The organism is Micromonospora sp. KC606 (assembly GCF_004348675.1).
Taxonomy (GTDB): Bacteria; Actinomycetota; Actinomycetes; order Mycobacteriales; family Micromonosporaceae; genus Micromonospora.
Window position 1 is genome coordinate 1 of record NZ_SMKN01000062.1, and the last position, 26380, is coordinate 26380.

Annotated in this window: 25 protein-coding genes; 5 read left to right on the top strand and 20 right to left on the bottom strand. The window is 71.9% G+C overall.

The genetic code is table 11. The features are described 5' to 3' along the window. The coding region (locus tag E1193_RS14745) for a sensor histidine kinase (protein ID WP_132183767.1) at positions 1-2607 on the bottom strand (2607 nt) is incomplete at its 3' end. A gap of 277 nt (positions 2608-2884) precedes the next feature. On the opposite strand from E1193_RS14745, the gene E1193_RS14750 reads away from it, so the two are divergent. Further along, positions 2885-3403 (top strand): ATP-binding protein, encoded by a 519-nt coding sequence (locus E1193_RS14750; RefSeq protein WP_243707637.1) that lies wholly within the window; start codon positions 2885-2887, stop codon positions 3401-3403. Here the strand turns inward: E1193_RS14750 and E1193_RS14755 are convergent, their stop codons facing one another. Both E1193_RS14755 and E1193_RS14760 read right to left on the bottom strand, forming a co-directional pair. Further along, the gene (locus E1193_RS14755) at positions 3404-4480 is read right to left on the bottom strand and encodes an adenosine deaminase (protein ID WP_132183769.1); all 1077 of its coding nucleotides are present in this window, start codon (positions 4478-4480) and stop codon (positions 3404-3406) included. It abuts the gene before it with no gap. 47 nt (positions 4481-4527) lie between these two features. Next, entirely contained in the window at positions 4528-4941 is a 414-nt protein-coding gene (locus E1193_RS14760; RefSeq protein WP_132183770.1) for a PPOX class F420-dependent oxidoreductase, read from the bottom strand. Between the two features lie 174 nt (positions 4942-5115). Between E1193_RS14760 and E1193_RS14765 the strand changes: the two genes are divergently transcribed. Further along, positions 5116-5976 carry a putative RNA methyltransferase gene (locus tag E1193_RS14765; RefSeq protein ID WP_347877028.1) on the top strand — a complete coding sequence of 287 codons (861 nt, stop codon included), beginning with the start codon at positions 5116-5118 and terminating at the stop codon, positions 5974-5976. A gap of 1 nt (position 5977) precedes the next feature. On the opposite strand, the gene E1193_RS14770 is transcribed toward E1193_RS14765, so the two are convergent. From E1193_RS14770 to E1193_RS14805, 8 genes are all read right to left on the bottom strand, one after another. Beyond that, on the bottom strand, positions 5978-6658 hold the full coding sequence (locus E1193_RS14770) for a DUF4272 domain-containing protein (RefSeq protein WP_132183772.1): 681 nt from the start codon (positions 6656-6658) through the stop codon (positions 5978-5980). 132 nt (positions 6659-6790) lie between these two features. Beyond that, positions 6791-8071, bottom strand: coding sequence for a thymidine phosphorylase (locus E1193_RS14775; RefSeq protein ID WP_132183773.1), 1281 nt, complete (start codon positions 8069-8071; stop codon positions 6791-6793). Between the two features lie 60 nt (positions 8072-8131). Beyond that, on the bottom strand, positions 8132-8842 hold the full coding sequence (locus E1193_RS14780) for a cytidine deaminase (RefSeq protein WP_132183774.1): 711 nt from the start codon (positions 8840-8842) through the stop codon (positions 8132-8134). A 45-nt stretch (positions 8843-8887) separates the two neighbouring features. Further along, complete coding sequence (locus E1193_RS14785; RefSeq protein WP_132183775.1) at positions 8888-10168, bottom strand: ABC transporter permease; 1281 nt, start codon at positions 10166-10168, stop codon at positions 8888-8890. Positions 10169-10171: 3 nt separating this feature from the next. Further along, positions 10172-11494, bottom strand: a complete 1323-nt coding sequence (locus tag E1193_RS14790) for an ABC transporter permease (RefSeq protein WP_132183776.1) — start codon at positions 11492-11494, stop codon at positions 10172-10174. Further along, on the bottom strand, positions 11491-13071 hold the full coding sequence (locus tag E1193_RS14795; protein WP_132183777.1) for an ABC transporter ATP-binding protein: 1581 nt from the start codon (positions 13069-13071) through the stop codon (positions 11491-11493). The genes E1193_RS14790 and E1193_RS14795 overlap by 4 nt, the downstream gene beginning before the upstream one ends. Positions 13072-13269: 198 nt before the next feature. After that, positions 13270-14337 carry a BMP family ABC transporter substrate-binding protein gene (locus tag E1193_RS14800; RefSeq protein WP_207922704.1) on the bottom strand — a complete coding sequence of 356 codons (1068 nt, stop codon included), beginning with the start codon at positions 14335-14337 and terminating at the stop codon, positions 13270-13272. 275 nt (positions 14338-14612) lie between these two features. Next, a complete protein-coding gene (locus E1193_RS14805) occupies positions 14613-14954 on the bottom strand; it encodes a hypothetical protein (protein WP_132183779.1) in 342 nt (113 codons plus the stop codon). A gap of 424 nt (positions 14955-15378) precedes the next feature. On the opposite strand from E1193_RS14805, the gene E1193_RS14810 reads away from it, so the two are divergent. Next, the gene (locus E1193_RS14810) at positions 15379-16497 is read left to right on the top strand and encodes a hypothetical protein (RefSeq protein WP_243707639.1); all 1119 of its coding nucleotides are present in this window, start codon (positions 15379-15381) and stop codon (positions 16495-16497) included. Positions 16498-16575: 78 nt separating this feature from the next. Here the strand turns inward: E1193_RS14810 and E1193_RS14815 are convergent, their stop codons facing one another. From E1193_RS14815 to E1193_RS14840, 6 genes are all read right to left on the bottom strand, one after another. Then, the gene (locus tag E1193_RS14815; RefSeq protein WP_132183780.1) at positions 16576-17022 is read right to left on the bottom strand and encodes a hypothetical protein; all 447 of its coding nucleotides are present in this window, start codon (positions 17020-17022) and stop codon (positions 16576-16578) included. A gap of 113 nt (positions 17023-17135) precedes the next feature. Continuing rightward, positions 17136-17558, bottom strand: coding sequence for a GntR family transcriptional regulator (locus tag E1193_RS14820; protein WP_132183781.1), 423 nt, complete (start codon positions 17556-17558; stop codon positions 17136-17138). Continuing rightward, a complete protein-coding gene (locus E1193_RS14825) occupies positions 17506-18441 on the bottom strand; it encodes a YhjD/YihY/BrkB family envelope integrity protein (RefSeq protein WP_132183782.1) in 936 nt (311 codons plus the stop codon). Before E1193_RS14825 ends, E1193_RS14820 begins: the two co-directional genes overlap by 53 nt. 59 nt (positions 18442-18500) lie before the next feature. Further along, on the bottom strand, positions 18501-19079 hold the full coding sequence (locus tag E1193_RS14830) for a 2'-5' RNA ligase family protein (RefSeq protein WP_132183783.1): 579 nt from the start codon (positions 19077-19079) through the stop codon (positions 18501-18503). Between the two features lie 18 nt (positions 19080-19097). Next, entirely contained in the window at positions 19098-20123 is a 1026-nt protein-coding gene (gene trpS, locus E1193_RS14835; protein ID WP_132183784.1) for a tryptophan--tRNA ligase, read from the bottom strand. 33 nt (positions 20124-20156) lie between these two features. Continuing rightward, positions 20157-21155 carry a hemolysin family protein gene (locus E1193_RS14840; protein WP_132183785.1) on the bottom strand — a complete coding sequence of 333 codons (999 nt, stop codon included), beginning with the start codon at positions 21153-21155 and terminating at the stop codon, positions 20157-20159. A gap of 174 nt (positions 21156-21329) precedes the next feature. Between E1193_RS14840 and galE the strand changes: the two genes are divergently transcribed. Then, positions 21330-22313, top strand: coding sequence for a UDP-glucose 4-epimerase GalE (galE, locus tag E1193_RS14845; RefSeq protein WP_132183786.1), 984 nt, complete (start codon positions 21330-21332; stop codon positions 22311-22313). After that, entirely contained in the window at positions 22310-23467 is a 1158-nt protein-coding gene (galK, locus tag E1193_RS14850) for a galactokinase (RefSeq protein WP_132183787.1), read from the top strand. Before galE ends, galK begins: the two co-directional genes overlap by 4 nt. A 179-nt stretch (positions 23468-23646) precedes the next feature. On the opposite strand, the gene cysN is transcribed toward galK, so the two are convergent. The 3 genes from cysN to E1193_RS14865 form a co-directional block, all read right to left on the bottom strand. Next, the gene (gene cysN, locus E1193_RS14855; protein ID WP_132183788.1) at positions 23647-24969 is read right to left on the bottom strand and encodes a sulfate adenylyltransferase subunit CysN; all 1323 of its coding nucleotides are present in this window, start codon (positions 24967-24969) and stop codon (positions 23647-23649) included. Further along, on the bottom strand, positions 24969-25883 hold the full coding sequence (gene cysD, locus E1193_RS14860) for a sulfate adenylyltransferase subunit CysD (protein WP_132183789.1): 915 nt from the start codon (positions 25881-25883) through the stop codon (positions 24969-24971). The genes cysN and cysD overlap by 1 nt, the downstream gene beginning before the upstream one ends. A gap of 79 nt (positions 25884-25962) precedes the next feature. Then, a partial coding sequence (locus tag E1193_RS14865) for an inositol monophosphatase family protein (protein ID WP_279433342.1) occupies positions 25963-26380 on the bottom strand: 418 nt, incomplete at its 5' end.

The following is a 26380-nucleotide window of genomic DNA, read 5'->3' on the forward strand; positions in this document are numbered from 1 at the left end:
GGTCTGCCGGGGCGGCACAGAGACCGGCGCGGCCGAGACGGGCTGGCCGGAGACCGGCTGAGCCGACACGGGCGCGGCGGAGACGGGCTGGCCCGACACCGGCTGACCTGACACCGGGACACCGGAGACCGGCGGCAACGGCGGCGCGGACACCGGAGGCACGGAGACCGGCGGCGCGCTGTACGGACGCGCTTCGGGGCTGCTCGGCAACTGCCGCGGAATCACCGGCTGCTGGCCGGTGCCCCCCGGGTCACCGTCGGACATGCGCCGCTGCGGCAGCGGGTTGACCGGCTGGCCGTTGGTGGGCCGCGGCGGGTATCCGTCATTGCCGTTGGCCCCGGTCGCCCCGGTCAGGTCGGACCAGGCGGGCATGGCACGCCCCCCGCCCACCGGGGGGGCCGAGCCGTTGCGTGGCGCCGGCTCGAACGGCCGGCCGCCGAGGGTGACCTGGTTGCCGGACTCACCCGGCCGGGGGGCCGGCGGAGTCGGACCGTTGCCGAGCGCGGGCAGGGCACCGGAGGGCTGCGGCGCGGCGGGGGCGCCGAAGGCCGGGAACGAACCGGTCTGCGGCCCGGCGGGGCCACCGACGGGCAGCGCGCCGGGCTGCGGCCCCCGACCGGTGAGCGCCCGGGGCACCAGCACGGAGGCGGGCATGGTGACCTCGGCGACGGTGCCGCGGTCGGCGCCGGGACGCAGCTCGACCTTGACGCCGTGCCGGGACGCCAGCCGGGCGACCACGACCAGGCCCATCATCCGGGATACCGCGACGTCGACCTGGGGCGGCGTGGAGAGCCGCTCGTTGAGGTCGGCCAACTGCTCGGCGCTGATGCCGATGCCGCGGTCCTCGACGTAGAGGGTGGACCGGTCACCGATCCGGCGTGCCTCGACCATGACCTGCGAATCCGGCGGCGAGAAGGCGGTCGCGTTGTCGAAGAGCTCGGCGACCAGGTGCACCATGTCGTTGACCGCGTGGGCGGCGACCTCGATGTCCCGGTCGATGATCCCGAACTCGACGCGGGTGTAGTGCTCGACCTCGGACTGCGCGGCGCGCAGCACGTCGATCAGGGCGGCCGGCTCGCGCTGCACGCGGGTGGAGTCGGCACCGGCGAGGACCAGCAGGTTCTCGTCGTTGCGGCGCATCCGGGTGGCCAGGTGGTCGAGCTGGAACAGCTCGGCGAGGCGGTCCGGGTCCTCCTCACCGCGCTCCAGCCGGTCGAGGTGGCCGATCAGCCGGTCGACCAGGATCTGCGACCGGCGGGCGAGGTTGACGAACATCGTCGCGACGGAGGAGCGCAGCGCGGCCTGCTCGGCGGCGGTGCGGACCGCCTCCAGGTGGACCGCGTTGAACGCCTCGGTCACCTGACCGAACTCGTCCTTGCTGCGTACCGGCAGCGGCTCGGCGATCTGGTTGGCCAGTTGGACCGGGGAGAGCTGCGCGCTGACCTGCGGGTCACGAAGCCGGGCCACCGCCTGCGGCAGGCCGTGCTGGGCGATGGACAGGGCGCCCTGGCGCAGGTCGCGCAGGGATCGGGCCATCGACCGGGCGACCAGGTACGCGAAGAGGATGGCCAGCAGCAGCATGCTCAGCAGCAGGCCGGTCTGCAGGAAGACGGTGCGCTGCACGTCGGAGCGGAGCGTGTCGGCCTGGCGGACCACGTCGCCGTCGAGCTTGACCTCCACGGTGCGGAACAGCCCGGCGTTGGCGGTCATGGCCGCCTCCCACTGGTCGGGCCCGAACGGGACCCCGGCGATACTCTCGCTGGCCCGGCTGTCCATCCAACCGCTGTAGGTGTCCGCCTGCCGGCGGTCGGTGCCGGCGACGGTCTGATCGAAGAACTCCCGCTCGGCGCGGGTCGCCACCGACTGGAAGGTCTGCAGGGCGAGCGCCTGCCCGGTCTGGCTGGCGATGTAGTCGCGACGCAGCGGCGAGATGTACGCCTTCTGGATGAGCACCTGGTGCACCGCGACGCGGCGCAGCGACAGGAACTCCTTGGCGCGGGCGACGGAGGTGGCGGCCCGCATCCGGTCGCTGAGGTCGTTGTCGCCGGCGAGCTGGGTGACCGAGTCCCGGACGCTGATCAGTTGGTTGATCAGCCCCTGGTAGGAGCCGACGGCGTCGCTGATGGTCAGCTTGCCGTTGAACACCTGGCTACGGGTGCCGGGCAGGTCGGTGAGCTCCTGGTCGATCCGGTCGAGCAGAGTGTCCAGGCTGCCCGGGAGGTCCTCGATCTGGGCCCGCTGCTGCAGGTAGGGCACCTTGGACTGGTCGACTCTGAGGTTGACCCGGTTGTACGTCTCCTGGTATTGCTCCCGCACCTGCCCCTTGGGCGCGCCCAGCAGCAGGACCGCGGAGGTCCGCTCGTCCTGGAGGTTGTTGACCAGGTCTCCGGAGTATCCGACGAGGTTGGCCAGGTCACCGGCCCGGTTGGCATTGTTGAGCGTCTGCAGGTTGTCGACCAGGCCGCTGGTGCCGACCACGACCGTGGCGATGGTCGGCACGATCATGATCAGACCGAGCTTGGACCAGATCGGCATGTCGCGGAGCCAGCCGGCCGGCCGGCGCAGACGCGACAGGAAGGAGCCCGCCGTCTTTGGCCGTTTGCTCACGTCACCGCCCTCGCGATTGCAGCGTACCCGCGTTGCCCCGGGCAACGCCCAGCGACCGACCCGGCGGGTCGGACCCCCGAGATTCCATCACGCCGCTTCGGAAAGAGAAAGCCCAGGCCGGCCGTCCCCGATGGTGTGATGAGATGTTGATGCCATTTGATAGCGTTCCGTCCGGCCGGAGTTACGAAAAGTTATGGAATACCCTCACCGCGTTGTCCTCCTTGCCGGCCCGTCAGGCTCCGGAAAGTCGTATATAGCGCAGCGAACCGGACTTCCGGTGCTCTGCCTGGACGACTTCTACAAGGACGGTGATGACCCTACGTTGCCGCACCACAACGGACAGGTCGACTGGGATTCACCCCACTCCTGGGATGCCGTAACGGCCGTGGAGACAATTGCCCGACTGGCCCAGGACGGCAAGGCCGAAGTGCCGGTTTATGCGATCGGTGCCGACCGGAGGGTGGCCACCCGGGTATGCGACGTGGCCGGATCGCCACTTTTCATCGCCGAAGGGATATTCGCCGCCGAAATCGTCGGAGAGTGCCGGCGCCGAGGGCTGCTGGCCGGGGCGTACGCCCTGCGCCGCCCCCGGGCGACAACGTTCCTCCGCCGGTTCGCCCGCGATCTCGCCGAGCAACGCAAGGCACCGAAGGTGCTGCTCCGGCGCGGGGTGGCGCTGCTGCGTGCGGAGCCGGCGGTGCTGCGCCGGCAGACCGGCCTGGGAGCCGAGGCGGCCGCGGCCGGCGAGATCCTGCGGCGGGTGGCCGGTATGGTCGCCGGCCACCCGCACAACTGATCAGCCAAGCAGCTTCGCGTACGCCGGCTTGATCACCTGATCGATGATCTCCAGCCGCTCGTCGAACGGGATGAAGGCGCTCTTCATGGCGTTGATGGTGAACCACTGGAGTTCCTTCCAGCCGTAACCGAAGGCATCCACCAGCAGCGCCATCTCCCGGGACATCGAGGTGCCGCTCATCAGCCGGTTGTCGGTGTTCACCGTCACCCGGAAACGAAGGTCACGAAGCAGCCCGATCGGGTGGTCGGCGATCGACGCGACAGCACCGGTCTGCACGTTCGACGACGGGCAGAGCTCCAGCGGGATGCGCTTGTCCCGGACGTACGCGGCCAGCCGGCCCAGCACCGGGCGCGGGCCGGGCGTGATGTCGTCCACGATCCGAACGCCGTGGCCGAGCCGGTCGGCACCGCACCACTGGATGGCCTGCCAGATCGAGGGCAACCCGAACGCCTCACCGGCATGGATGGTGAAGTGGAAGTTCTCCCGTTGCAGGTACTCGAAGGCGTCCAGGTGCCGGGTGGGCGGGAATCCCGCCTCCGCGCCCGCGATGTCGAAGCCGACCACCCCGGTGTCCCGGTGCCGGACAGCCAGCTCGGCGATCTCCTGCGAGCGGGCGGCATGCCGCATGGCGGTCAGCAGGGTGCCGATCCGGATCGGGCGGCCGGACTCGGCAGCCTGCGCGCTGCCCTCCACGAAACCGGCCACCACCGCCTCCACCACCTCGTCGAGGCTGAGGTTGCGTTCCAGGTGCTGCTCCGGCGCGAAGCGCACCTCGGCATAGACAACCCCGTCGGCAGCCAGGTCCAGGGCGCACTCCCGGGCCACCCGGCGCAACGCCGGCGCGGTCTGCATGACGGCGACGGTGTGCGCGAAGGTCTCCAGGTAACGCTCCAGCGAGCCGGAGTTCGCCGCCTCGGCGAACCAGCGACCCAACTCCTCGGGGTCGGTGGTGGGCAGTTCGTGGCCCGCCTCGGCGGCGAGTTCGACGACCGTCGCCGGCCGCAGCCCGCCATCGAGGTGGTCGTGCAGCAGCGCCTTCGGGACCTTGACGATGTCCTCGTATCGGATTGCGACCATGCTCAGACCCTAGTCAGCGCGGGGCGCGGGCCGTGACCGGACCGCGCTCAGGGGCGCCAGCCGTAGACGCGCTCGACGGCGAGCCGGACCACCAGCCGGCCGTCGGCGACCATCGCCGCCCGGTACTCCGCCCAGTCGGGGTGCTCGCCACGGATGCGGCGGTAGACCTCCACCAGTTCCTCCACGGTCGCGTCGTCCTCGGTCGCGGCGGGCGGGGTGAGGGTGGCCAGGCCCTCGGCCACGGCGTACGCGCCACCGTCGGCGGTCGTGACGTGGAAGCTGGCCCGGGGGTCGCGGCGCAGGTTGCGCGCCTTGGCGCGGTCGCCGACGGTCGAGCAGCGGACCAGACCCGGCTCGGCGAGGTAGTCGACGTTGGACAACTGGGGCCGGCCGTCGCGACGCAGGGTCGCCAGCACGCCGCGACCCCGTTCTCCGAACAGCTCCCACAATCTGTTTGACATGTCACCAGCGTAGGAGCTGACGGGCTCACCCCCCGGGTGGTCACCCGGCTGGCGGGACCAGCGGCAGCCGCGCGCCCGGCCAGGGCTCCTCCGCCCACGTAGGCTCACCGGGTGACCGCGCCACGCCCGCCCGAACAGCCCTGGGCCGGAGCGCATCCACGGGTGCTCGCCCGGCTGCGCTGCCCGGTCTGCGCCGAACCGCTGGCCCCGGCACCCGACACCCACGCGCTGCGCTGCCCGCGCCGGCACAGCTTCGACGTCGCCCGACAGGGGTACGTCAACCTGCTCACCGGCCGCGCCCCGCACGTCGGGGACACCGCCGGGATGGTGGCCGCCCGGACGGACTTCCTGGCCGCCGGCCACTACGACGTCGTCTCCGCCGCGCTCGCCGAGGCGGCCACCCGGATCGTCGGCCCGGAACCCACCGGCGACGGACCGGACGGGCAGCCGGGCGTCGGGGCGTACCCCTTGGTGGTGGACGCCGGGGCGGGCACCGGCCGGCACCTCGCGGCGGTGCTGGCGGCGCTGCCCGGCGCCGTCGGCCTGGCCCTGGACGTCTCCAAGCCGGCGCTGCGCCGCGCGGCCCGCGCCCACCCCCGCGCCGCCGCCGCGGTGGCCGACACCTGGCGGCGGCTGCCGCTGGCCGACGCCGCCACGGCCCTGCTGCTCAACGTCTTCGCGCCGCGCAACGGCGCCGAGTTCCACCGGGTGCTCGACCCGGCCGGAGCGCTGCTGGTGGTCACCCCGACCGGTGCGCACCTCGCCGAGCTGGTCGACGCGCTCGGTCTGCTCAGGGTCGACCCGGCCAAGGCGGACCGGGTCACCGACAGCCTCGCCGGCCACTTCGCCCAGGAACGCGACGAGGTGCACACCGCCCGGCTCGTGCTGACGGGCGACGAGGTGGCGACCCTGGTCGGGATGGGCCCGAGCGCCTGGCACACCGACCCGGCGCGGCTCGCCGACCGGATCGCCGCGCTCCCCCGGCCGGTCACCGTCACCGTCGAGGTCCGGCTCACCGTCTGGCGACCGCGCTGACTCAGGTGGACAGGTCGACCTCTTCCCAGCCCGGCGGCGCCTCGTGGTACGGCCCGCGCAGCATCACCGCCCACTCCAACGCCCAGCGGCGCTGCCCGATGGCGTTGGCGTCCACCAGGCCGGGCAGCGGCCGGCCGGCTTTCTCCGTCTCCAGGTACGCCCAGTCCAGGCAGTAGTGCAGGTCGAGCAGGGCGGCGGCGTCCGCCGGATGTTGGGGCGCGGCCAGGATACGGGCCCGCCACTGGCCGAACAGCTCCCCGCCGGCGATGTGCGGCATCCGTTCCACCAGCCGCTCGTCCACCGGAATCGTCGGGTCGAGCTGCTTGGTCAGACCGAGCACCCACGCCAGCGAGAAGAGGGCGTCGTGGTGCAGCACGAACGAGCGGTGGTCACCCTTGCCGGCCGTCACGAACTCCCACTCCGGCGGGGTGACCAACTCGACCAGGTGGGAGGCGAGCAGCCACTCCATCGCCGCCCGCGGCGGCATGCCGAAACATCGGGCCAGGATGAGGTGCAGGACGGCGATCCGGGCCTCGATCTCGGCGGTGGGGCGCAACTCGATCTCGTCGCCCGGCTCCCACACCAGCGGGAACTGGGCGGGCGGCAGCGGCAGGCCCAGCCGGGACAACTCGTCCAGGCTCGCCTCACGCACTTCCCGTGGGTCGGGGGCGGATACGCGCACGACTCAGGTCCCTGTCCCTTCGCATCGACGTGGCGTCGGTCGGTCCCTCTAACCAGGGAATACAGCCACTACCGCCGACCGGCACCATGATGACGCCCCCCGGCCGGCCCGCCGGCCGCGGGGCTCGGCCGGTCAGCCGATCCGCTCCGTCACCAGCGACGACGGGGCCGGCGCGTCGGGCGCGACGCGAACTGCCCGCTCGGCCTCGGCCCGGGCCGCCGGGATCCGGGTCGCCTGGTCGGCACGGAGTTCGTAGAGCGGGTCCCCGGCCCGCACCGGGTCACCGGGCCGCTTGTGCAGCACGACGCCGGCGGCGGCGCTGACCGGATCCTCCTTGCGGGCCCGGCCGGCGCCGAGCCGCCAGGCGGCCACCCCGATCGCGTACGCGTCGACCGACTCGACGAAACCGTCGGACCGCGCCCGGACCACCTCGACCTCGTTGGCGGTCGGCATCGGGGCGTCCGGATCGCCGCCCTGGGCGCGGACCATCGCGCGCCAGGCGTCCATCGCCCGCCCGTCGCGCAGCGCGGCGGCCGGGTCGGCGTCCGGCAGGCCGGCCGCGTCCAGCATCTCCCGGGCCAGCGCCAGGGTGAGCTCCACCACGTCGGCCGGTCCGCCGCCGGCCAGCACCTCCACCGACTCGGTCACCTCGACCGCGTTGCCGATGGTCAGGCCGAGCGGGGTGGACATGTCGGTGAGCAGGGCGACCGTCCGCACGCCGTGCGCCCCGCCCAACTCGACCATGGTGCGGGCCAGCTCCCGGGCGTCGTCGACGGACTTCATGAACGCCCCGGAGCCGACCTTGACGTCGAGCACCAGCGCGCCGGTCCCCTCGGCGATCTTCTTGCTCATGATCGAACTGGCGATCAGCGGGATCGCTTCGACGGTGCCGGTGACGTCGCGCAGCGCGTACAGCTTGCGGTCGGCCGGGGCCAGCCCCTCCCCGGCCGCGCAGATCACCGCGCCGACGTCGCGCAGCTGGGAGATGAACTCGTCGTTGCTGAGCGCGGCCCGCCAGCCGGGGATCGACTCCAGCTTGTCCAGCGTGCCGCCGGTGTGGCCCAGGCCCCGCCCGGACAGCTGCGGGACGGCGCCGCCGCAGGCGGCGACGAGCGGGGTGAGCGGCAGAGTGATCTTGTCGCCGACGCCGCCGGTGGAGTGCTTGTCCACCGTCGGACGGGCCACCGCGGAGAGGTCCAGCCGCTCGCCGCTGGCGATCATCGCGGCCGTCCACCGGGCGATCTCCGGCCCGGTCATGCCGCGCAGCAGGATCGCCATGGCCAGCGCCGACATTTGCTCGTCGGCGACCAGCCCCCGGGTGTACGCGTCGACGACCCAGTCGATCTGGGCGTCGCTCAGCACGCCCCCGTCCCGCTTGGTCCGGATGACGTCAACCGCCGTGAACGCACTCATCAGCTGATCTTTCTCCAGTCGTTGCTGACACCGAACCCGCGGCCGTGCCCATCCCCATGCTCAAGAAGCAGACCAGCGAACTGGGATCTCCATCGGCGGCTCCCCCTCACCGGCCCAGAAGATGGTGCCCGAGGCGTCGACCACCACCACCCGTGGCGTCCGGGCCATCCCCCAGGTGATGGCCTCGGCCGGGTCGTCCCAGCTCGGCCCCTCCTCCAGCACACCGGTCTCGGCGGCACCCGTGTCGCCCGCCGACCGCTCCCAGTACGCCGTCCAGACCTGCTGCCCGGCGGAGAGGTCGGGGTGGACGAAGACGGTTCCCCGACCCCGCCATGCGGCCAACCGGTCCGGCACCACCGGCACCGGGCGCTCCCCGGTGACCGCCTCCAGGTCGGCCACGTCAAAGGCGTGCGGCAGCAGCTCGGCCATCCGCAGCGGCCGGTCCTTCGTCTCGACCAGGCACTCCGGGCCGCCGTTCTCCCAGAGCAGCTGCCGGCACCGGCCGCAGGGCATCAGCGGCTCGCCGGTGGCGTCCACGCACGACATCGCGACCAGCCGGCCGCCGCCGGTCGCGTGCAGCGAGGAGACCACACCGCACTCGGCGCACAGGGTGACGCCGTAGCCGGCGTTCTCCACGTTGCAGCCCACCACGATCCGGCCGTCGTCGACCAGCGCGGCCGCGCCGACCGGGAACTTGGAGTACGGCACGTAGGCGTGCCGCATCACCTCGGTGGCGGCGGCCCGCAGCCGCTCCCAGTCGATCTCCGTCATTCCATCATTCTGCCCAATTCACGCCGGTCAGACGCACGGAGGGGCTCAGCCCTTGATGTACGGCTTGCCGTCCGCCGCCGGCGCCCGGACCCGGCCGACCAGCCCGGCCACCGCCAGGATCGTCGCCAGGTACGGCAGCATCGCCAGGAACTGGCTCGGGATGGTGCTGCCGATCGCGCCCAGGTAGGTGGCGAGCTGGTCGGCGAAGCCGAAGAAGAGCGCCGCGAGCAGCGCGCCGGTCGGGCTCCACCGGCCGAAGATCAACGCGGCCAGGGCGATGAAGCCCTTACCGCCGATCATGTTCTTGGTGAAGGTGTAGAGCGCCAGCGTGTACGACGCGCCGCCGATGCCGGCGACCATCCCCGCCATGATCACGTTGCGGTAGCGCAGCCCCAGCACCTTCACGCCCACCGTGTCGGCCGCGGTCGGGTGCTCGCCGACCGAACGGGTCCGCAGGCCCCACCGGGTACGGAACAACGCGATGTGGATGACCAGCACCAGCAGCAGGCCGAGGTAGAGGAAGATGTTGCCGCGAAACAGGGCCGGCCCGATCAACGGGATGTCCTTGAGCAGCGGGATCTCCCAGTTGGCGAACCGTGGTGGGCTGTTGTAGCGCTCCGCGTTGGTCTGCATCAGCCGCTCGTAGAGGAAGCCGGAGACGCCGACCGCCAGCAGGTTGAGCACGATGCCGATGACCACCTGGTCGACCAGGTAGCGGATGGCGAACACGGCCAGCAGCAGCGAGATGAACGCGCCGCCGACCGCCGCGGCGACCAGGCCGACCCAGACGCTGCCGGTGATGCTGCCGAAGAGGGCGCCGCTGAAGGCCCCCATCAGCAGCTGCCCCTCGATGGCCACGTTGACCACGCCGGACCGCTCGCAGAGCACACCGGCCAGCGCACCGAAGATCAACGGCAGCGCCAGGACGAAGGTACCCCGGACCACGTTGACCAGGGGCATGAAGTTGCGTCCCTCGGGGGCGGCGGAGACCTGCCAGCAGAGGAAGCTCAGCACGAAGGCGACCAGGCCGAGGCCGAGCGTCAGGGTGAACCAGCGCTTCGGCACGCCGAACAGGATCGCACCGCCGGCCAACAGGGCGACGACGCCGAACAGGATCGCGCCGACGGTGCCGTTGATCTCCAGCGCCGCGCCGCCCTCGGTCTCGCTGAGGGTGAACCGCGCCTGCTGACCGGTGGCGAGCGCCCCGAACAGCACCGTGGCGAGCAGGCCCAGCGCGAGCAGGACCGCGCCGGTCTTGCGGTGCCGGGTCCAGAAGCCCTGGTCGACCGGGGCGGCGGCGACGTCGGGAACAGCCGTGGTGGACATGCCTCACCAGCCCTTCGCGAGGCTCGTCTGCAGCCGGGCGGCACGGGCGGCCCGGAGCTGGAAGATCGCCTTCACCAGGGCCGGCGCGGCGATGAAGATGACGATCAGCGCCTGGAGCACGGTGACCAACTCCAGCGAGATCCCCGAGTACGACTGCATCCGGTTGCCGCCGGCCTGCAACGCGCCGAAGAGCAGCGCGGCCAGCAGCACACCCCACGGCTTCACCCGGCCGAGCAGCGCGACCAGGATGCCGTCGAAGCCGATCTGGGCGACCACCAGCGGGGTCAGCGCGTTGGCGGTGGTGCCGAGCGCCATCTGGCTGCCGCCGAGACCGGCGAGCACGCCGGCGATCACCATGACCAGCACGTACGTCTTGGTGATGCTGATGCCGGCGGTCCGCGCGGCGTCCGGGTTGGCACCGACCGCGCGCAGCTCGAAGCCGAGCGTGGAGCGGTTGAGCAGCCAGGCGACGAACCAGGTTGCCAGCACCGCGAGCAGGATGCCGGCGTGCACCCGCAGGTTGTCGCCGAGCAGCCGGGGCAACTGGGCCGAGGGGTCGACCGGCTTGCTGATCGCGTCGGCCCGGCCCGGGCTCTGCACCCCGCTCTGGACGATGATCCAGGAGAGGAAGTAGACCGCGATGTAGTTGAGCATGATCGTGTTGATCACCTCGTGCGCGCCCGTCCGCGCCTTGAGGATCCCTGGGATGAATCCCCAGACCGCACCGCCGATCGCGCCGGCGAGCAGCGCGACGACCAGGTGCACCACGGGCGGCAGCGGCAGCGCGAAACCGGCCACGGCGGCCAGGATGACACCGATGGTCGCCTGCCCCTGGGCACCGATGTTGAACAGGCCGCCGCGGAAGGCCAACGCCACCGACAGGCCGGTGAACACCAGCGGCGCGGTGTAGGTGAGCGTCTCGGAGATCGGGCCCATCGCGGCGGTGAAGCCGCTGGCCTCGGGGTCGAAGATCGCGCCCTTGAACAGGTTCGCGTACGCCTCGCTGACCACGGCCCAGGAGGAGTTGAGCGCGTCGGCCGGGCGGGCGGTGAGGTAGCCGTAGGTGGCCAGCACCTCCGGGTCCGACACGATGATCAGGACCGCGCCGATCAGCATCGCCAGCAGCAACGCGAGCACCGTCACGGTCACCGTGTTGGCCGCCCAGAGGTTGTCCAGGAACAGCCGACCCAGCGAGGGGCGGGGCTCCTCGGGCTGTTTCGGGGCGGTCATGGTGGCGGCACGGTCGGCGCCGGCGGCCTCGGCCAGCGCTGGTTCGGTCGCCGGCTCCTTGTCCGGGGAACCCGACACCGGGTGGGAGTTGGTCATTCCTTGTCCTCGTTGCCAGGGCTCTCGGGGGCGGAGGCCGGAGTGTCGCCGGTCGGGCTCGCCCCGGCGCTGTCCGGGGTGATACCGGCCATCAGCAGGCCGATCTCCTCACGCGGCGTGTCCGGGCCGACGATGCCGATGATCCGGCCGCGGTACATGACCGCGATCCGGTCGGCCAGCCCGATCACCTCGTCCAGTTCGCTGGAGACGACCAGGACGGCGGTGCCGATGTCCCGCTCCCGGATGACCTGGCTGTGGATGAACTCGATGGAACCGACGTCGACGCCGCGGGTCGGTTGGGCGGCGATGAAGAGCTTCAACGGCCGGGACAGCTCCCGCGCCACGATCACCTTCTGCTGGTTGCCGCCGGAGAGGGTGCCCACCGCCGCGTCCGCCGACGAGGTTCGCACGTCGAACTGCGCGATCCGCTCCTGCGCCGACGCCGCGATGGCGTCCGGCCGCAGGACCAGGCCCTTGCCGAACGGCGGCCGGTCGTAGATGTCGAGGACCAGGTTCTCCGCGACGGAGAACTCCTTGACCAGGCCGTCGACGCTGCGGTCCTCGGGCACGTAGCCGACCCCGGCGCGGAGCACCTTCTTGGTGGACCAGCTGTCGACCTGCTGGCCGTCGAGCGTCACCGAGCCGGCCAGCATCGGCCGCAGGCCCATGATCGCCTCGATCAGCTCGGTCTGGCCGTTGCCCTGCACGCCCGCGACGCCGAGCACCTCGCCGGCGCGTACGGTCAGGTCGACGCCGTCGACCGCGCGGCACTGCCGGTCGTCGTCGACGACCAGGCCGGAGACCTCCAGGACCGGCTGGCCCGGCGTGGCCGGCTGCTTGTCCACGGTGAGCCGGACGGTACGGCCGACCATCAGCGCGGCCAACTCGTCCCGGCTCGCCTCCGGGGAGGCGGTGCCGACGGTCTTTCCGCGCCGGATCACGGTGATCCGGTCAGCGATCGCCTTCACCTCGCCGAGCTTGTGGGTGATGAAGACGATGGACTTGCCGGCGGCCTTGAGCGACCGCATGACCGTGAGCAGTTCCTCGGTCTCCTGCGGGGTGAGCACAGCGGTCGGCTCGTCGAGGATGAGCAGGTCGACGTCGCGGGTGAGCGCCTTGACGATCTCCACCCGCTGCTGGATGCCGACCGGCAGGTCCTCGACGATCGCGTCGGGGTCGACGCGCAGGTGGTAGCGCTCGGAGACCTCGGCGACCTCCCGCCGGGCCCGGCGGCGGTCCAGAAAGCCGGCGATGCCGCCCCTGACCTGCTCGGCGCCGAGCATGATGTTCTCGGCGACGGTGAAGACCGGCACCAGCATGAAGTGCTGGTGCACCATGCCGATTCCGGCCGCGATCGCGTCCGACGGCCCCCTCAGCTTCAGCTGCCGGCCGTCGACCAGGATCTCGCCCTCGTCGGGCTGGTAGAGCCCGTAGAGCACGTTCATCAGGGTCGACTTGCCGGCGCCGTTCTCGCCGAGCAGGGCGTGGATCTCTCCAGGCTCCACCGTCAGGTCGATGTGGTCGTTGGCGACCAGATCACCGAACCGCTTGGTGATGCCGCGCAGTTCGAGTCTCAGCGCAACCTCCTGGAGTGCGAGCGATGGTGCAGCGTAGCTGCCGACCGCCGGCCGTCGGGGTCGGCCGGAGGGGTGGAGCGGATCGGCCGCCCCGGTGGCCGCGGGTCCTGCCCGCGTACGCCGAGGCGGCCGATCGTCATGCCTGGTGCCCGCCGGCCCTCGCGGTCGATGATTCCACCGCGACGACCGGGAGTGCGGTCACTTGGTCGGCTGGGCCTTCGAGGTGACCGTGATGGTGCCGGCCGCGATGTCCGCCTTGATCTTCTCGACCTCGGCCTTCAGGTCCGCCGGCACCTTGCTGTCGAACTCGTGGTACGGGGCGATGGAGACGCCGTTGTTGGCCAGGGTGCCGACGAAGCCCGGCTGGGCCTGGAGCTTCTCGCCCCCGGCGGCCTTGAGCACGGCCTCCTTGACCGCGTCCGGGATGTTCTTCACGACGGTGGTGAGCAGGACCGGGCAGTCCGGGGTGCTCTCGCAACCGTCGACGTCGACCCAGATGACCGAGTACTTGCCGCCGGACGCCTTGGCCGCGCCGGTGGTGCCGAGGCCGGCACCGCCGGCGACCGGCATGACGATGTCGGCGCCCTGGGCGACCAGCGCGTCGGAGACCTTCTTGCCCTCGTCCTGCTTGTCGAAGGAGTTGGAGAAGGAGCCCTTCTGGGTCGCCTTGTCCCAGCCGAGGACCTGGACGTTCTTGCCCTTGGCCTTGTTGTAGTACGCCACGCCGTCGGCGAAGCCGTCCATGAAGATGGTCACCGGCGGGATCGGCAGACCGCCGTAGGTGCCGACCTTGCCGGACTTGGTCATCCCGGCGGCCAGGTAACCGGCCTGGAAGGCGGCCTGGGCGGTGTCGAACTGCATCGGGTAGACGTTGGCCACGCCCGGGTTCGCGTCGACGATGCCGAACTGCTGGTTCGGGTTCGCCTCGGCGATCTTCTTGGTGGCGTCCGACATCAGGCCACCGACGGCCAGGATGAAGTCGCACTTCTGGTTGACGTACCCGGTCAGGTTGACCTCGTAGTCCGCCTCGGCCTTCGACGCGACGTACTTGGTCTCGATGTTGTCGTTCTCCTTCTTCGCCTCCTCCAGGCCCTTCCAGGCGGAGGTGTTGAAGGACTTGTCATCGATGCCGCCGACGTCGGTCACCATGCAGGCCTGGTATTTCTTGCCGCCGGTACCGGCGTTGTTGTCGTCCTTGGGGGCCTCACCACACGCGGCGGCGCCCAGCACGAGCCCACCCGCCACGACGGCGGAGGCGATCCGCATCCCACGCACAGAGCGCAAGACGTCTCCTTCCATTGCCCACCGCGCTTCGATGCGGTGGCAGCCCTTGTACCGACCAGCGCCGTGCTGCCGGTTTCCCACGTTACGGACGGGAGCGTACGCCCGCGCCCACCCACCGGCCGACAATCGTGCCCGACTGTTGAGCGGCTGTTACCCCGGCGTAATGCTGTCGTGGGGCACATCACTCAGCGTGCCGGCAGGTGATCCGTCCGGCGTCCCGAACGACCGCTCCCGGAACACCGGACGGGCCTCGAACACTACCGCCAGAACACCGCCACGGCGGCGTTGACCAGCGTCAACACGATGATCCCGAGGAAGTGCCCGCGGTTGACGTCCGCCCGCTTCCGGGAGAAGAAGACCATGACAAAGATCAGCAGAGCCAGCACCAGCTTGGTAACAAGTTTCGCGGGGGCCGGTTCGTCGCCGTCGCGCAGCGGAGCGGAGAGGCCGACGCCGGTCAGCAGACCGATCACCGAGCCCCAGAGCATGGCCGGATTGATCCGCAGTCGGCCGCTGACGTACTGGGCGAGGGATCCGCCGAGCAGCAGCGCGAACCCGATCAGATGGACATAGAGGAGTACCAGTCGAAGAGCTTCCACACCGACCATCCTCCCCGATCAACGACAGTTTGTAGTAGAAGCCTCGCCGGCTGTCTCCGATCCGTGATCTGAGGCGGCGGCCCGGTCACGAGGATGCCGGGATCGGGGCACAATCTGCCGGTCGACGCGGCCGCGTGGTTCGGACGGCGCTGAGCCGGGTAACCCGCCATCGGCCTGGCCGTCCGTTGTGCTCCGCGCCGACGGGCGGCTGGGCCACTGACCCCCTTGTGGTGGGGGAGGTGACGCCGGCGCCTCGGGGAGTCCGCTCCCAGGGGCGCCGGTGCCGTCCTCGAAATGGCACACCGGGCCGCTCCGCCCGCCCCGGTCGGCGGACATGCCGGGCGGCGCGCGGTGTAACAGTTCCGTCCCCGGGTGCGCTTGCCAGGAAGCGCGATCGCCTTTCAGGCGGGCAGGGGAAGGTTTCATGACAGACGAGAACACCCCGGACCAGCCGGGCACCGGTCGCTGGCTGCCCCCGGCGCCGAATCCCCGCCAGCTCCGCTCCGAGGTGGACCGGGCCGCCACGATCGACCGGTCGCCCGAGGCCCTGTCGCTTCGAACCCTCGTGTGGAACGGCACACCGGCCTGCCCGGACGCGCCCGGACGACACCGCGACGGCGACGGGGCCGACCAGCCGCACGTCCGCCTGACGTCACCGGCCCTACCGGCCGGCCGGCCGGTCCCCATCCGGCGCCGGCGCTGGGCGGTGTCGGGGCTGACCGCGCTGGCCTGCCTGGTGGCCCTGGTGTCGTACCTCGGCTCCGGCCGCGCCCCCGACGCGCCCTCCGGCAGCCAGGGGCGTACCCCGGTCAGTCAGCCCAGTGGCGGTTTCGCCGCCGTGCCGGACGCCCCATGGGACGAGAAACCCTCGCCTGGCCTGCGGCCACGCGAGCAGCCGACGGCGGACGGGCCGGCGGATCCGCCGGCCGGACGGGCGACCGGCTCCGACCCGGGGGCCCCGAAGCCGGCCACCTCGCCGCCGGCGCCCCGGCTCGCACCACCGACGCTCACGGTGACCCGACACGACGTACCGGACGTGGTGGACCTGACCGCGGGTGGCGGCCGGGACTGGGCGCACTGGGGCCTGCGCGGCGGTGACTCGGTGGTGCGCAAGCGCGGCGGCACCGGCGAGATCATCGACGAGGGCGGCCAAGGTTACCGGGGCAGCTACGACAGCAACCCGGAATCGTTCCGCTGGATCGACGGGACGCCGGTGGCGTCGAGCGGCCCCACCCCGACCGGCGTCTACACCTGCGGACGGGGCAACGGCTTCGCCCTCGCGGTGGCCGGCTCGGGCGAGACGCGCACGGCGCAGCTCTACGCCGGCCTCTGGATGGCACGCGGCCGGCTGGACGTCCGGCTCACCACCGGCGGCCCGACCACCACCCTGCGGATGGAGGACCGCCACACCAACCGGACGGCCCGGTTCGAGATCCGGTTCCGGGTGCCCAGGGGCGAGCAGGTGAAGATCAGGTGGATCACCGAGGTCGACCACCACGGCCAGTGCGGCAACGTGGACCTCCAGGCCGTCACGGTGAGCTGACCCGCCGTCGGCCGGCTCGGGCTCGGTTGGGGCGGGCTCGGCCGGGCAGGCTCGGTGGGGCGGGCTCGGCCGGGCGGTTCACCGCCCCTTGCGGCGCAGCAGTTCGGCGATCCGGTCGAAGCCGTCCCGCAGTTCCTCCTCGGTCGGCGCGGGCAGCGGCGCGGATGGGTGCTCCTCCTGCGCAGCCGCCCGCTCCAGCTCCTCGTCGACGACATCGGAGAAGTCGCCGTAGAGGTCGGACTCCTCGATCCGGGCCAGCTCGTCCCGGGCGGCGGTCTGCGCGGCCGCGATCTCGCCCCGGACCTCCTCGGCGGACAACGCCGGCACCAGCGGCTCCACCACCGCCATCAGCTGTTCCTCGGCGACCACCGCCTCGGCCAGGGCCAGCGCGTGCGGTCGCTCGTACGGGCCGCAGACCACCGGCTCCCACTCCGCCGGGTCGCCGAGCGGACCGAACGTGATGACCCACGGCAGGCCGAGCATCGGCGAGCCGTCCGGCAGGTCCAACGTCACGAGTGCGCCCACGGCCCCATCATGGTCGGTCCGGCCAGCGAGGCGGGCGGCATTTGCCCTATTTCACTTCCTGCCCACCTCAGCCCACCCGTCCCCGTCGCGGGAACCGGGCCGCCGCGCGGCGCTCAGGCCGGCCCGGCGGCGTCCAGGGCCGCGCGGACCAGGGCCAGGGCCCTGTCCGGGGGTACGCCGAGTCGCACCGCCTCCTCGGCGTACCGGACGGCGGCCCGCTGCAACCGGTCGGTCGCGTCGTCCCGTCCCGGCGCCACGAACGTGCCGTGCCGGCCCCGGGTCCGCAGCAGTCCGGCCGACTCCAGCTCCCGGTACGCCCGCGCCACGGTGTTCACCGCCAGCCCCAGCTCGCCGGCGAACTGCCGCACCGGGGGCAGCCGGGTGCCCACCGGCAGCCGCCCGTCGCCGATCATCGCGGCCAACCTCCCGCGTACCTGCTCGTACGGCGGAACCGCGGAATCCGGATCGATCTCGATCAGCACGTCAGCCCGCCCCTCCCGGCGTTCCCGGATCGAGACCCTCGTCGACCTCGGCATCGAGGTCCGCCGGCGGGGGCCCCTCGGACAGGTCCACCACCCGACCGTGCCGGCTGGTCGCCGCCAACGCCGCGCCGAAGAGCACCAGCTGGTTGAGCAGGTAGAGGTAGAGCAGCACGCCCACCGCGCCGGCCACCACGGCGTACGCCGGGTTCCGCTCGGTCCGCACGATGTAGAAGCGCCCGACGGTGTTGAGCAGCGTGATCCCCACCGCGACGAGCAGCACCACCGGCCGAAGCCGCCGCCGGCTCATCCGCAGCCGCGGCACCGCCACCAGCAGCGCCGTGGCGATCACCGCGTTGATCAGCACGCTGAGCACCGCGCTGACCGTGGTCAGCACGATCGAGCCGGTGGCCCGCAGCAGGAAGCGCAGCAGCGACTCCAGCGCGTCCACCGCCGCCACCGAGACGCCGAGCATCACGAAGACGAGCAGCAGAACACCGAGGTCGACCAGGCGGCGCACCACCAGATTGCCGGGCTGCTGGTCGAAGCCGTACATCAGCCGCTGCGAGGAGCGGATCGCCTCCACCCAGCCGACCCCGGTGAAGACCAGGATGACCAGGCCGATCACGCCGACGGTGTTGCTGCTCTCGGCGATCTGCTGCGGGTCGAGGAAGGGCAGGTTCTGCCCCAGGAAGTCGGCCGCCGCGGCGCTGACCTCGTCGTTCTCCTCCAGGATCGCCCCGAAGACGGAGTACGCGACCAGCGCGAGGGCGAAGACGGCGAAGAACCCGTAGTAGGCGATGGCCGCCGCGAGCCGTCCGCCGAGCACTTCTCCGTACAGGTCGACCGCCCGCCACAGGTGGTCGAACCGGGGCCACTTGTGCCGGGCCGTGGTGAACCGGCGGTCGATGCCCGCTGTCAGCCGCCCCCACGCGTCCACCACGCCATCCTCGCCGAATACTCGGGTTCGGGGCGGCCGGTCCGGCCGCCCGGACGGCGTCAGCCGCCCAGCCGGAAGTCCCGGCGCGGTTGCCACCGGGTCTCGCCGCTGTGCGAGAAGAGGGTGAAGGAGTCGACCTCGAACATCGCGGAGAAGTCGGCGAGATCCTCGTACGCCCGGTCCAGGGCCTCCGGCGCGACGTCCTGCGCGACGGTGACGTGCGGGTGGTACGGAAAGCGGGCCTCGCGGTGCAGTTCGGGGGCGGCGTTGATGGCGGCGGCGAGCAGCTCGCACTCGCTGATGCCGGCGGCCACCGCCACGAACACCACCTGGGTCACCGGACGGAACGTGCCGGTGCCCCGCAGGTGCAGGGTGAACGGCAGGTGCGTGGCGGCCACCCGGGCCAGGTGCGCCTCGACCGCCGGCAGCGCGGCGATGGGGATCTCGGTGGGCCCGAGCAGGGTCACGTGCGCGGGCACCACCTGCGGGTCGCCCGCCTCGACCCGGCGGCGGGTGAGCAGGCCACCCCACGGCTCCGGGATGTCCACCGCGATTCCGATCTGGATGGTGTCACCGGCTTGCGGCGCCCCGTCCCTGCGACCCACGCTCCGCGCCACCCCTCCGGCCACCGACTCCACCCTGACGAGCCCGGGCCGCTACTCGACCCGGACCGGCGGGAAGAAGCCCACCCGGTCGTAGGCCGTGCGCAGCGTCACCGCGGCCACCGTACGGGCCTTCTCGGCACCGGCGGCGAGAAGCTTGTCGAGCTGGGCCGGGTCGTCCAGGTAGCCGCGGGTGCGCTCCTGGATCGGGGTGACGAACTCCCGGACCGCCTCGGCGAGGTCCTTCTTCAGGTCGCCGTAGCCCTTGCCGTCGTACACCGCGACCAGGTCGTCGATGCCACGCCCGGTGAGCGCCGAGTAGATCGTCAGCAGGTTGGACACACCCGGCTTCGTCCCGGTGTCGAAGACGATCTCACGGCCGGTGTCGGTGACCGCCGAGCGGATCTTCTTGGCCGACCGGGCCGGATCGTCCAGCAGGTCGATGATGCCGGCGGGCGAGGACGACGACTTCGACATCTTGGCCGTCGGGTCCTGCAGATCCGTGATCTTCGCGGTGTCCTTCACGATGTGCGGCGCGGGCACCGTGAAGGTCTGCCCGAACAGCGAGTTGAACCGCTGCGCCAGGTCGCGGGAGAGCTCCAGGTGCTGGCGCTGGTCCTCGCCGACCGGAACGGCGTCGGCCTGGTAGAGCAGAATGTCGGCGGCCTGCAGGATCGGGTACGTGAAGAGGCCGACGCTGGCCCGCTCGTTGCCCTGCTTCTGCGACTTGTCCTTGAACTGGGTCATCCGGCTGGCCTCGCCGAAGCCGGTGACGCAGCCCAGCACCCAGGCCAGCTGCGGGTGCTCGGGCACCTGCGACTGGACGAACAGGGTGCTGCGTTCGGGGTCGAGCCCCACCGCGAAGAGCTGCGCGGCGGCGATCCGGCTGCGCTCCCTGAGCACCTTCGGGTCGTGCCCGGCGGTGATCGCGTGCAGGTCGACCACGCAGTAGAACGCGTCGTGGCTCTCCTGCAGGGCCACCCAGTGCCGCACCGCGCCGAGGTAGTTGCCGAGGTGGAACGAGTCGGCCGTCGGCTGGATGCCGGAGAAGACGCGCGGGCGGGCGGGTACGTCGGACATGCCGGCAATTCTGTCAGCAACGCCGGGGGTACGTCATGACGGGCCGGCGGGTCGGCTCGCCGCCGACCCGGCCGGGGCGGTGACCTCGCGCCGCTGCTCGGGCAGGCGCGCGGCGGAGACCGCGATCTGGGACACCCGCCGCCCGTCCAGGGCCAGCACCCGCAGCAGCCAGCCGCCGGACTCGCCGGGCTCGATGTCGGGTGGGGACACCGGCACCTCGTCGCCGGCGACCGGCAGCCGGCCCAGCGCGGCCATCACGAAGCCGCCGACCGTCTCGTAGGGCCCGGTCGGCAGCGCCACCCCGGTGCGCTCGGCGAAGTCGGCGAGGTTGAGCCGGCCGTCCACCACCCGGGGCAGGCCGGCGTGTGCCCCGGCGTCGTCGTACCCGTCGTGGATCTCGCCGACCAACTCCTCGATGAGGTCTTCGAGGGTGACGATGCCGGCGGTGCCGCCGAACTCGTCGACCACCACCGCCAGGTGGTGCCCCTCCCGGCGCATCTCGGTCAGCGCGGCGAGCACCCGCTTACTGCCGGGCAGCCGTTTCACCTCGCGGGTGAGCTCGCCGACCGTGGCGCACGGGTCAAGGTCGGGGCGGAGCAGCACGTCCCGCAGGTGCACGAAGCCGACCACGTCGTCGTGGGTGCCGTCGGTCACCGGATAGCGACTGTGCGGTTCGGCGCGGACCGCCCGCTGAGCCTCAGCGAGGCTCGTCCCGGCGGAGAAAAAGACCACCTCGGTGCGGGGCATCATGACCTCGCGTACCAGGCGCGCCCCGGCGACCAGCACCTCGTCGATGATCCGGCGCTCGTCCGGGTCGAGCACGGTGTTGGCGGCGACCAGGTCGCGCAGCTCGTCCTCGCTGATCCGTTCCCGACCGGCGGCTAGGCTCGCCCCGAGCAGGTCGGTGACGAGCCGGGTGGCGCCGTCGGCGGTCCGGACCACGAGCCGGGCCACGCTGCGCGCCACCGGTCCGGGTACGCGCCGGGGTCGTCCCGGCGATCGTCTCCGGGGCCCGGAACCACCCGTGCGCATGTGGGTGATGGTAGGACTGTCCGGCGGGCGACAACCGGCCATGTTCGGATCTGTTCAATCGTGAAGGTTCATGGTGGAATAGCGGGTGGTGGACGCGGAGCGGAACTACCGACTCCGGTCGTAGGGTGATCGCGACGGCCGCGGCAGGACCCGGCCAGGCAGGGAGGACCCGACGTGAAACTGCTCGTCACCGGGGGCGCCGGCTTCATCGGCAGCGTGGTGACCCGGATGCTGCTGGACAACGGTCACGACGTGACGATCCTCGACGACCTGCGCACCGGGCACCGGGAGGCCCTCGCGCCGGACGCCACCCACGTCGACCTGCCGGTCCACGAGGCGGCCCGGGTGCTCACCCCCGAGGCCGGTTTCGACGGGGTGCTGCACTTCGCCGCGCTCATCGCCGCCGGGGAGTCGATGGCCCGGCCGGAACTCTACTGGCACGCCAACACGGTCAGCTCGATCGCGCTGATCGACGCCGTACGGGCCGCCCGCGTGCCGCGGCTGGTCTTCTCCTCCACCGCCGCCGTCTACGGCAACCCCACCGAACTGCCCATCCCGGAGACGGCGGCCAAGGCCCCCACCAACACGTACGGCGCCACCAAGCTGGCCGTCGACATGGCGCTCACCTCCGAGGCGGTCGCGCACAACCTGGCCGCCGTCTCGCTGCGCTACTTCAACGTCGCCGGGGCGTACCTGCACGGCGACGTCGCCATCGGCGAACGGCACGACCCGGAGACCCACCTGATCCCGATCGCGTTGCAGGTCGCCGCGGGCCGGCGGGAGAAGCTCCAGCTCTTCGGCGACGACTACCCCACCGTCGACGGCACCTGCGTACGTGACTACATCCACGTCGAGGACCTGGCCCGCGCCCACCTGCTGGCGCTGACCGCCGCCACCGCCGGCCAGCACCGCATCTACAACCTCGGCAACGGAGCCGGCTTCACCAACCGGCAGGTGGCCGACGTGGTCCGCGAGGTCACCGGCCACCCGGTGCCGGTGGAGGTCGCCCCGCGCCGCGAGGGCGACCCGGCCGAACTCGTCGCCTCCTCCGCGCTGGCCCGCGCCGAACTCGGCTGGACCCCGCAGAAGCCGACCCTGCACGACATGGTTGCCGACGCCTGGGCCTTCTACCGCACCCACCTCCTGGAGCAGCAGTGACCGACGTCGAGGACCGCGCCACCGCCGGCTTCCGATCCGCGTACGGCCAGGAGCCGGCGGGCCGCTGGGCGGCTCCCGGCCGGGCCAACCTGATCGGCGAGCACACCGACTACAACGACGGCTTCGTGCTGCCCTTCGCACTTTCCCTGCGTACCGTCGTGGCCGCCGCGCCGCAGGACGGGGAGCGCTGGACGGTCTGGTCCGAGACCACCGACGCGCAGATCGAGTTCGCCGCCGCCGACGTCGACGAGCCCGGCCGGGTCACCGGATGGGGCGCGTACGTGGCCGCAGTGGTCTGGGCGTTGCGCGAGGCCGGCCACACCGTGCCCGGCGCACGTCTGGCGATCGCCTCCGACGTGCCGCTCGGCTCCGGGCTCTCCTCCTCGGCCGCCTTGGAGGCGGCAGTGCTCACCGCCCTGGTCGACCTGGGCGGGCTGGACCTGCCCGCCGAACGGCAGCCCCGGCTCGCCCAGCGCGCCGAGAACGCCTACGTCGGCGCACCCACCGGGATCATGGACCAGTCCGCGGCGATCCGCTGCCGGGAGGGCCACGCGCTCTTCCTGGACTGCCGCACCGAGCACGTCGAGCACATCCCGTTCGACCTGGACGCCGCCGGCCTGGCCATGCTCGTCATCGACAGCCGCGCCCCGCACCGGCACGCCGACGGCGAGTACGCCTCCCGCCGGAAGTCCTGCGAGGCGGCGGCCGCCGCGCTCGGCGTACCGGCCCTGCGCGACGTGGCCGCCGTCGATCTCGACGCGGCGCTGCCGAAGCTGCCGGACGACGAGACCCGCCGCCGGGTTCGGCACGTGGTCACCGAGGACCAGCGGGTGCTCGACACCGTCGCGATGCTGCGCGCCGGCCGGGTACGCGAGATCGGCCCGCTGCTGACCGCCTCGCACGCCTCCATGCGGGACGACTTCGAGATCACCGTGCCGGAGATCGACACCGCCGTCGAGGCGGCGCTCGCGGCCGGGGCGCTCGGTGCGCGGATGACCGGCGGGGGCTTCGGCGGCTGCGTGCTCGCCCTGGTCGAGGCCGTCTCCGCCCCGGCGGTGGCGCAGGCCGTGGCCGACGCGTACGCCGCGCGCGGCTTCGCCGCGCCGGGGCACGTCACGGTCCTCCCTGCCCCCGGCGCCACCCGCCTGGACTGACTTCCGGGTTACCGCCGCCTGGGCTGAACCTTCCGGGTACCGCCCGGGCGCCGCCTGGCGTCCGGGCGGCTCCGTTGTGCGCGATCGGGGGTGTTCCGTGGCCGGGACACCCCCGATTGGCGCGAAGAAAGTCGATCATCCGGGCCCCGACTGCCCGCCAGGGCGAGGAACGGGCGAAGTCAGGCCGCTTCGACGATCATGCCGGCGCCGACCGTGCGGTTGGTGGTCTCGTCGATGATGACGAACCCGCCGGTGGTGCGGTTGCGGCGGTACTCGTCGGCGAGCAGCGGCACCGTGGTCCGCAACCGGATCCGGCCGATCTCGTTGAGCTTCAGCTCGCCGGCCGCATCGTCCCGGTGCAGGGTGTTGATGTCCAGACGGTAGTGCAGGGCCCGCACGATCGCCCGCGCGGAACGGGTGGTGTGCTTGATGGCGTACTTGCCGCCGACCTGCAGGGGCCGGGTCTCGTCCATCCAGCAGACCATCGCCTCGATGTCCTGCGACACCGCGGGGGCGTTGTTCGGCCGGCAGATCATGTCACCGCGCGAGATGTCGATCTCGTCGGCCAGCCGCACGGTCACCGACATCGGCGGAAACGCCTCGTCGACCGGGCCGTCCGCCGTCTCCACCGAGGCGATCCGGCTGGTGAACCCGGAGGGCAGCACCATCACCTCGTCGCCGGGCTTGAGCACGCCCGAGGCCACCTGGCCGGCGTACCCCCGGTAGTCGGTGACCGTGGTGGACTGCGGGCGGATCACGTACTGCACCGGGAAGCGGACGTCGACCAGGTTGCGGTCGCTGGCGATGTGCACCCGCTCCAGGTGGTGCAGCAGCGACGGGCCCTCGTACCAGGGCATGTGCTCCGAGCGGGCGACGATGTTGTCGCCCCTGAGCGCGGAGATCGGCACCACGGTCAGATCCGGCACGTCGAGCTTCGCGGCGAACGCGGTGAACTCGTCGGCGATCCGCTCGTAGACCTCCTGCGAGTAGTCCACCAGATCCATCTTGTTGACGCAGAGGACCAGGTGCGGCACCCGCAGCAGGGAGCAGAGGAAGGCGTGCCGGCGGGACTGCTCCACCAGACCCTTGCGGGCATCCACCAGGATCAGCGCCAGGTCGGCGGTGGAAGCGCCGGTGACCATGTTCCGGGTGTACTGGATGTGCCCCGGGGTGTCGGCGATGATGAACTTCCGCCGCGGGGTGGCGAAGTAGCGGTACGCCACGTCGATGGTGATGCCCTGCTCCCGCTCGGCGCGCAGGCCGTCGGTGAGCAGCGCCAGGTTGGTGTACTCGTCGCCCCGGGCCGCGCTGACCGCCTCCACCGCGGCGAGCTGGTCGGTGAAGAGCGACTTCGTGTCGTACAGCAGCCGGCCGATCAGCGTCGACTTGCCGTCGTCCACGCTGCCCGCGGTGGCGAACCGCAACAGGTCCATCGGCCGGGCCTCGGGCCCGGTGGCAGCCCTGGTTTCCGCTGCGCCCGCAGCGATCGTCTCGGCGGTCATCAGAAGTAGCCCTCCCGCTTGCGGTCCTCCATGGCGGCCTCGCTGACCCGGTCGTCGCCGCGGGTCGCACCGCGCTCGGTGATCCGGGTGGCGGCCACCTCCTCGATCACCTTCTCCACGGTGTCGGCGTCGGAGCGGACGGCCGCGGTGCAGGACGCGTCACCCACGGTGCGGTACCGCACCCGGGCCTTGAACCGTTCCTCCCCCGCCCGGGGGCGGAAGAACTCGTTGACCGCGTAGAGCATCCCGTCCCGCTCGATCACCTCGCGCTCGTGGGCGTAGTAGATCGACGGCAGCGGGATGCGCTCCCGGGCGATGTAGTGCCATACGTCCAGCTCGGTCCAGTTGGACAGCGGGAAGACCCGGATCGACTCCCCCGGATGGTGCCGGCCGTTGTAGAGCGACCACAGCTCAGGGCGCTGGTTCTTCGGATCCCACTGGCCGAACTCGTCGCGGAAGCTGAAGACCCGCTCCTTGGCCCGGGCCTTCTCCTCGTCGCGCCGGGCACCCCCGAAGAGCGCGTCGAAGCGGTGCTTCTCGACGGCCTCCAGCAGCACCGGCGTCTGGATCCGGTTGCGCATCCCGTCGGCGGACTCCCGCACCGTGCCGTTGGCCAGTGCCTCCGGCACGCTCGCCACGATTAGGTGCAGGCCCAGCTCGGCGACCCGCTGGTCGCGGTACTCCAGCACCTCGGGGAAGTTGTGCCCGGTGTCCACGTGCATGACGGGGAACGGGATGTTGGCCGGGGCGAACGCCTTCTGGGCCAACCGGAGCATGACGATCGAGTCCTTGCCGCCGGAGAAGAGCAGCACCGGGCGCTCCATCTCGGCGACCACCTCGCGCATCACGAAGATGCTCTCCGCCTCGAGCGCGTCGAGGTGGGAGACCTGGTAGGAACGGGCGGGGGCCGTCATGACACGGTCTCGCTCGGCGTGGATCCGCTCATGGCTTCCAGACCTTTCCGGTCGGGTATCTCAAGATCAAGCGCTCAGGCTACCCGGAATGTCTCTGCAGCGCTGCAAGCAACCGAGTGGCGAGATCCTTGCGGCAGACCAGCAGGTCCGGCAGGCGCGGATCCGCCTCGTTGTATTTCAGCGTAGAACCGTCGATCCGGGAAGCGTGCAGGCCGGTGGCCGTCGCCACAGCCACCGGCGCGGCCGAGTCCCACTCGTACTGGCCACCCGCGTGGATGTAGGCGTCCACCTCACCGGTCACCACCGCGGCGATCTTCGCGCCCGCCGAACCCATCGGCACCAGCTGCGCGCCCACCTCCTCGGCCAGGTCGGTCAGGAACACCGGCGGCCGGCTCCGGCTCGCCGCCAACCGCAGCGTCCGCCCGCCACCCGAGGTCGCCGCCTCCAACGTCATCGGCGGGTACGCCGGCGGATAGTCCGTGCCCAGCACCCGGTGC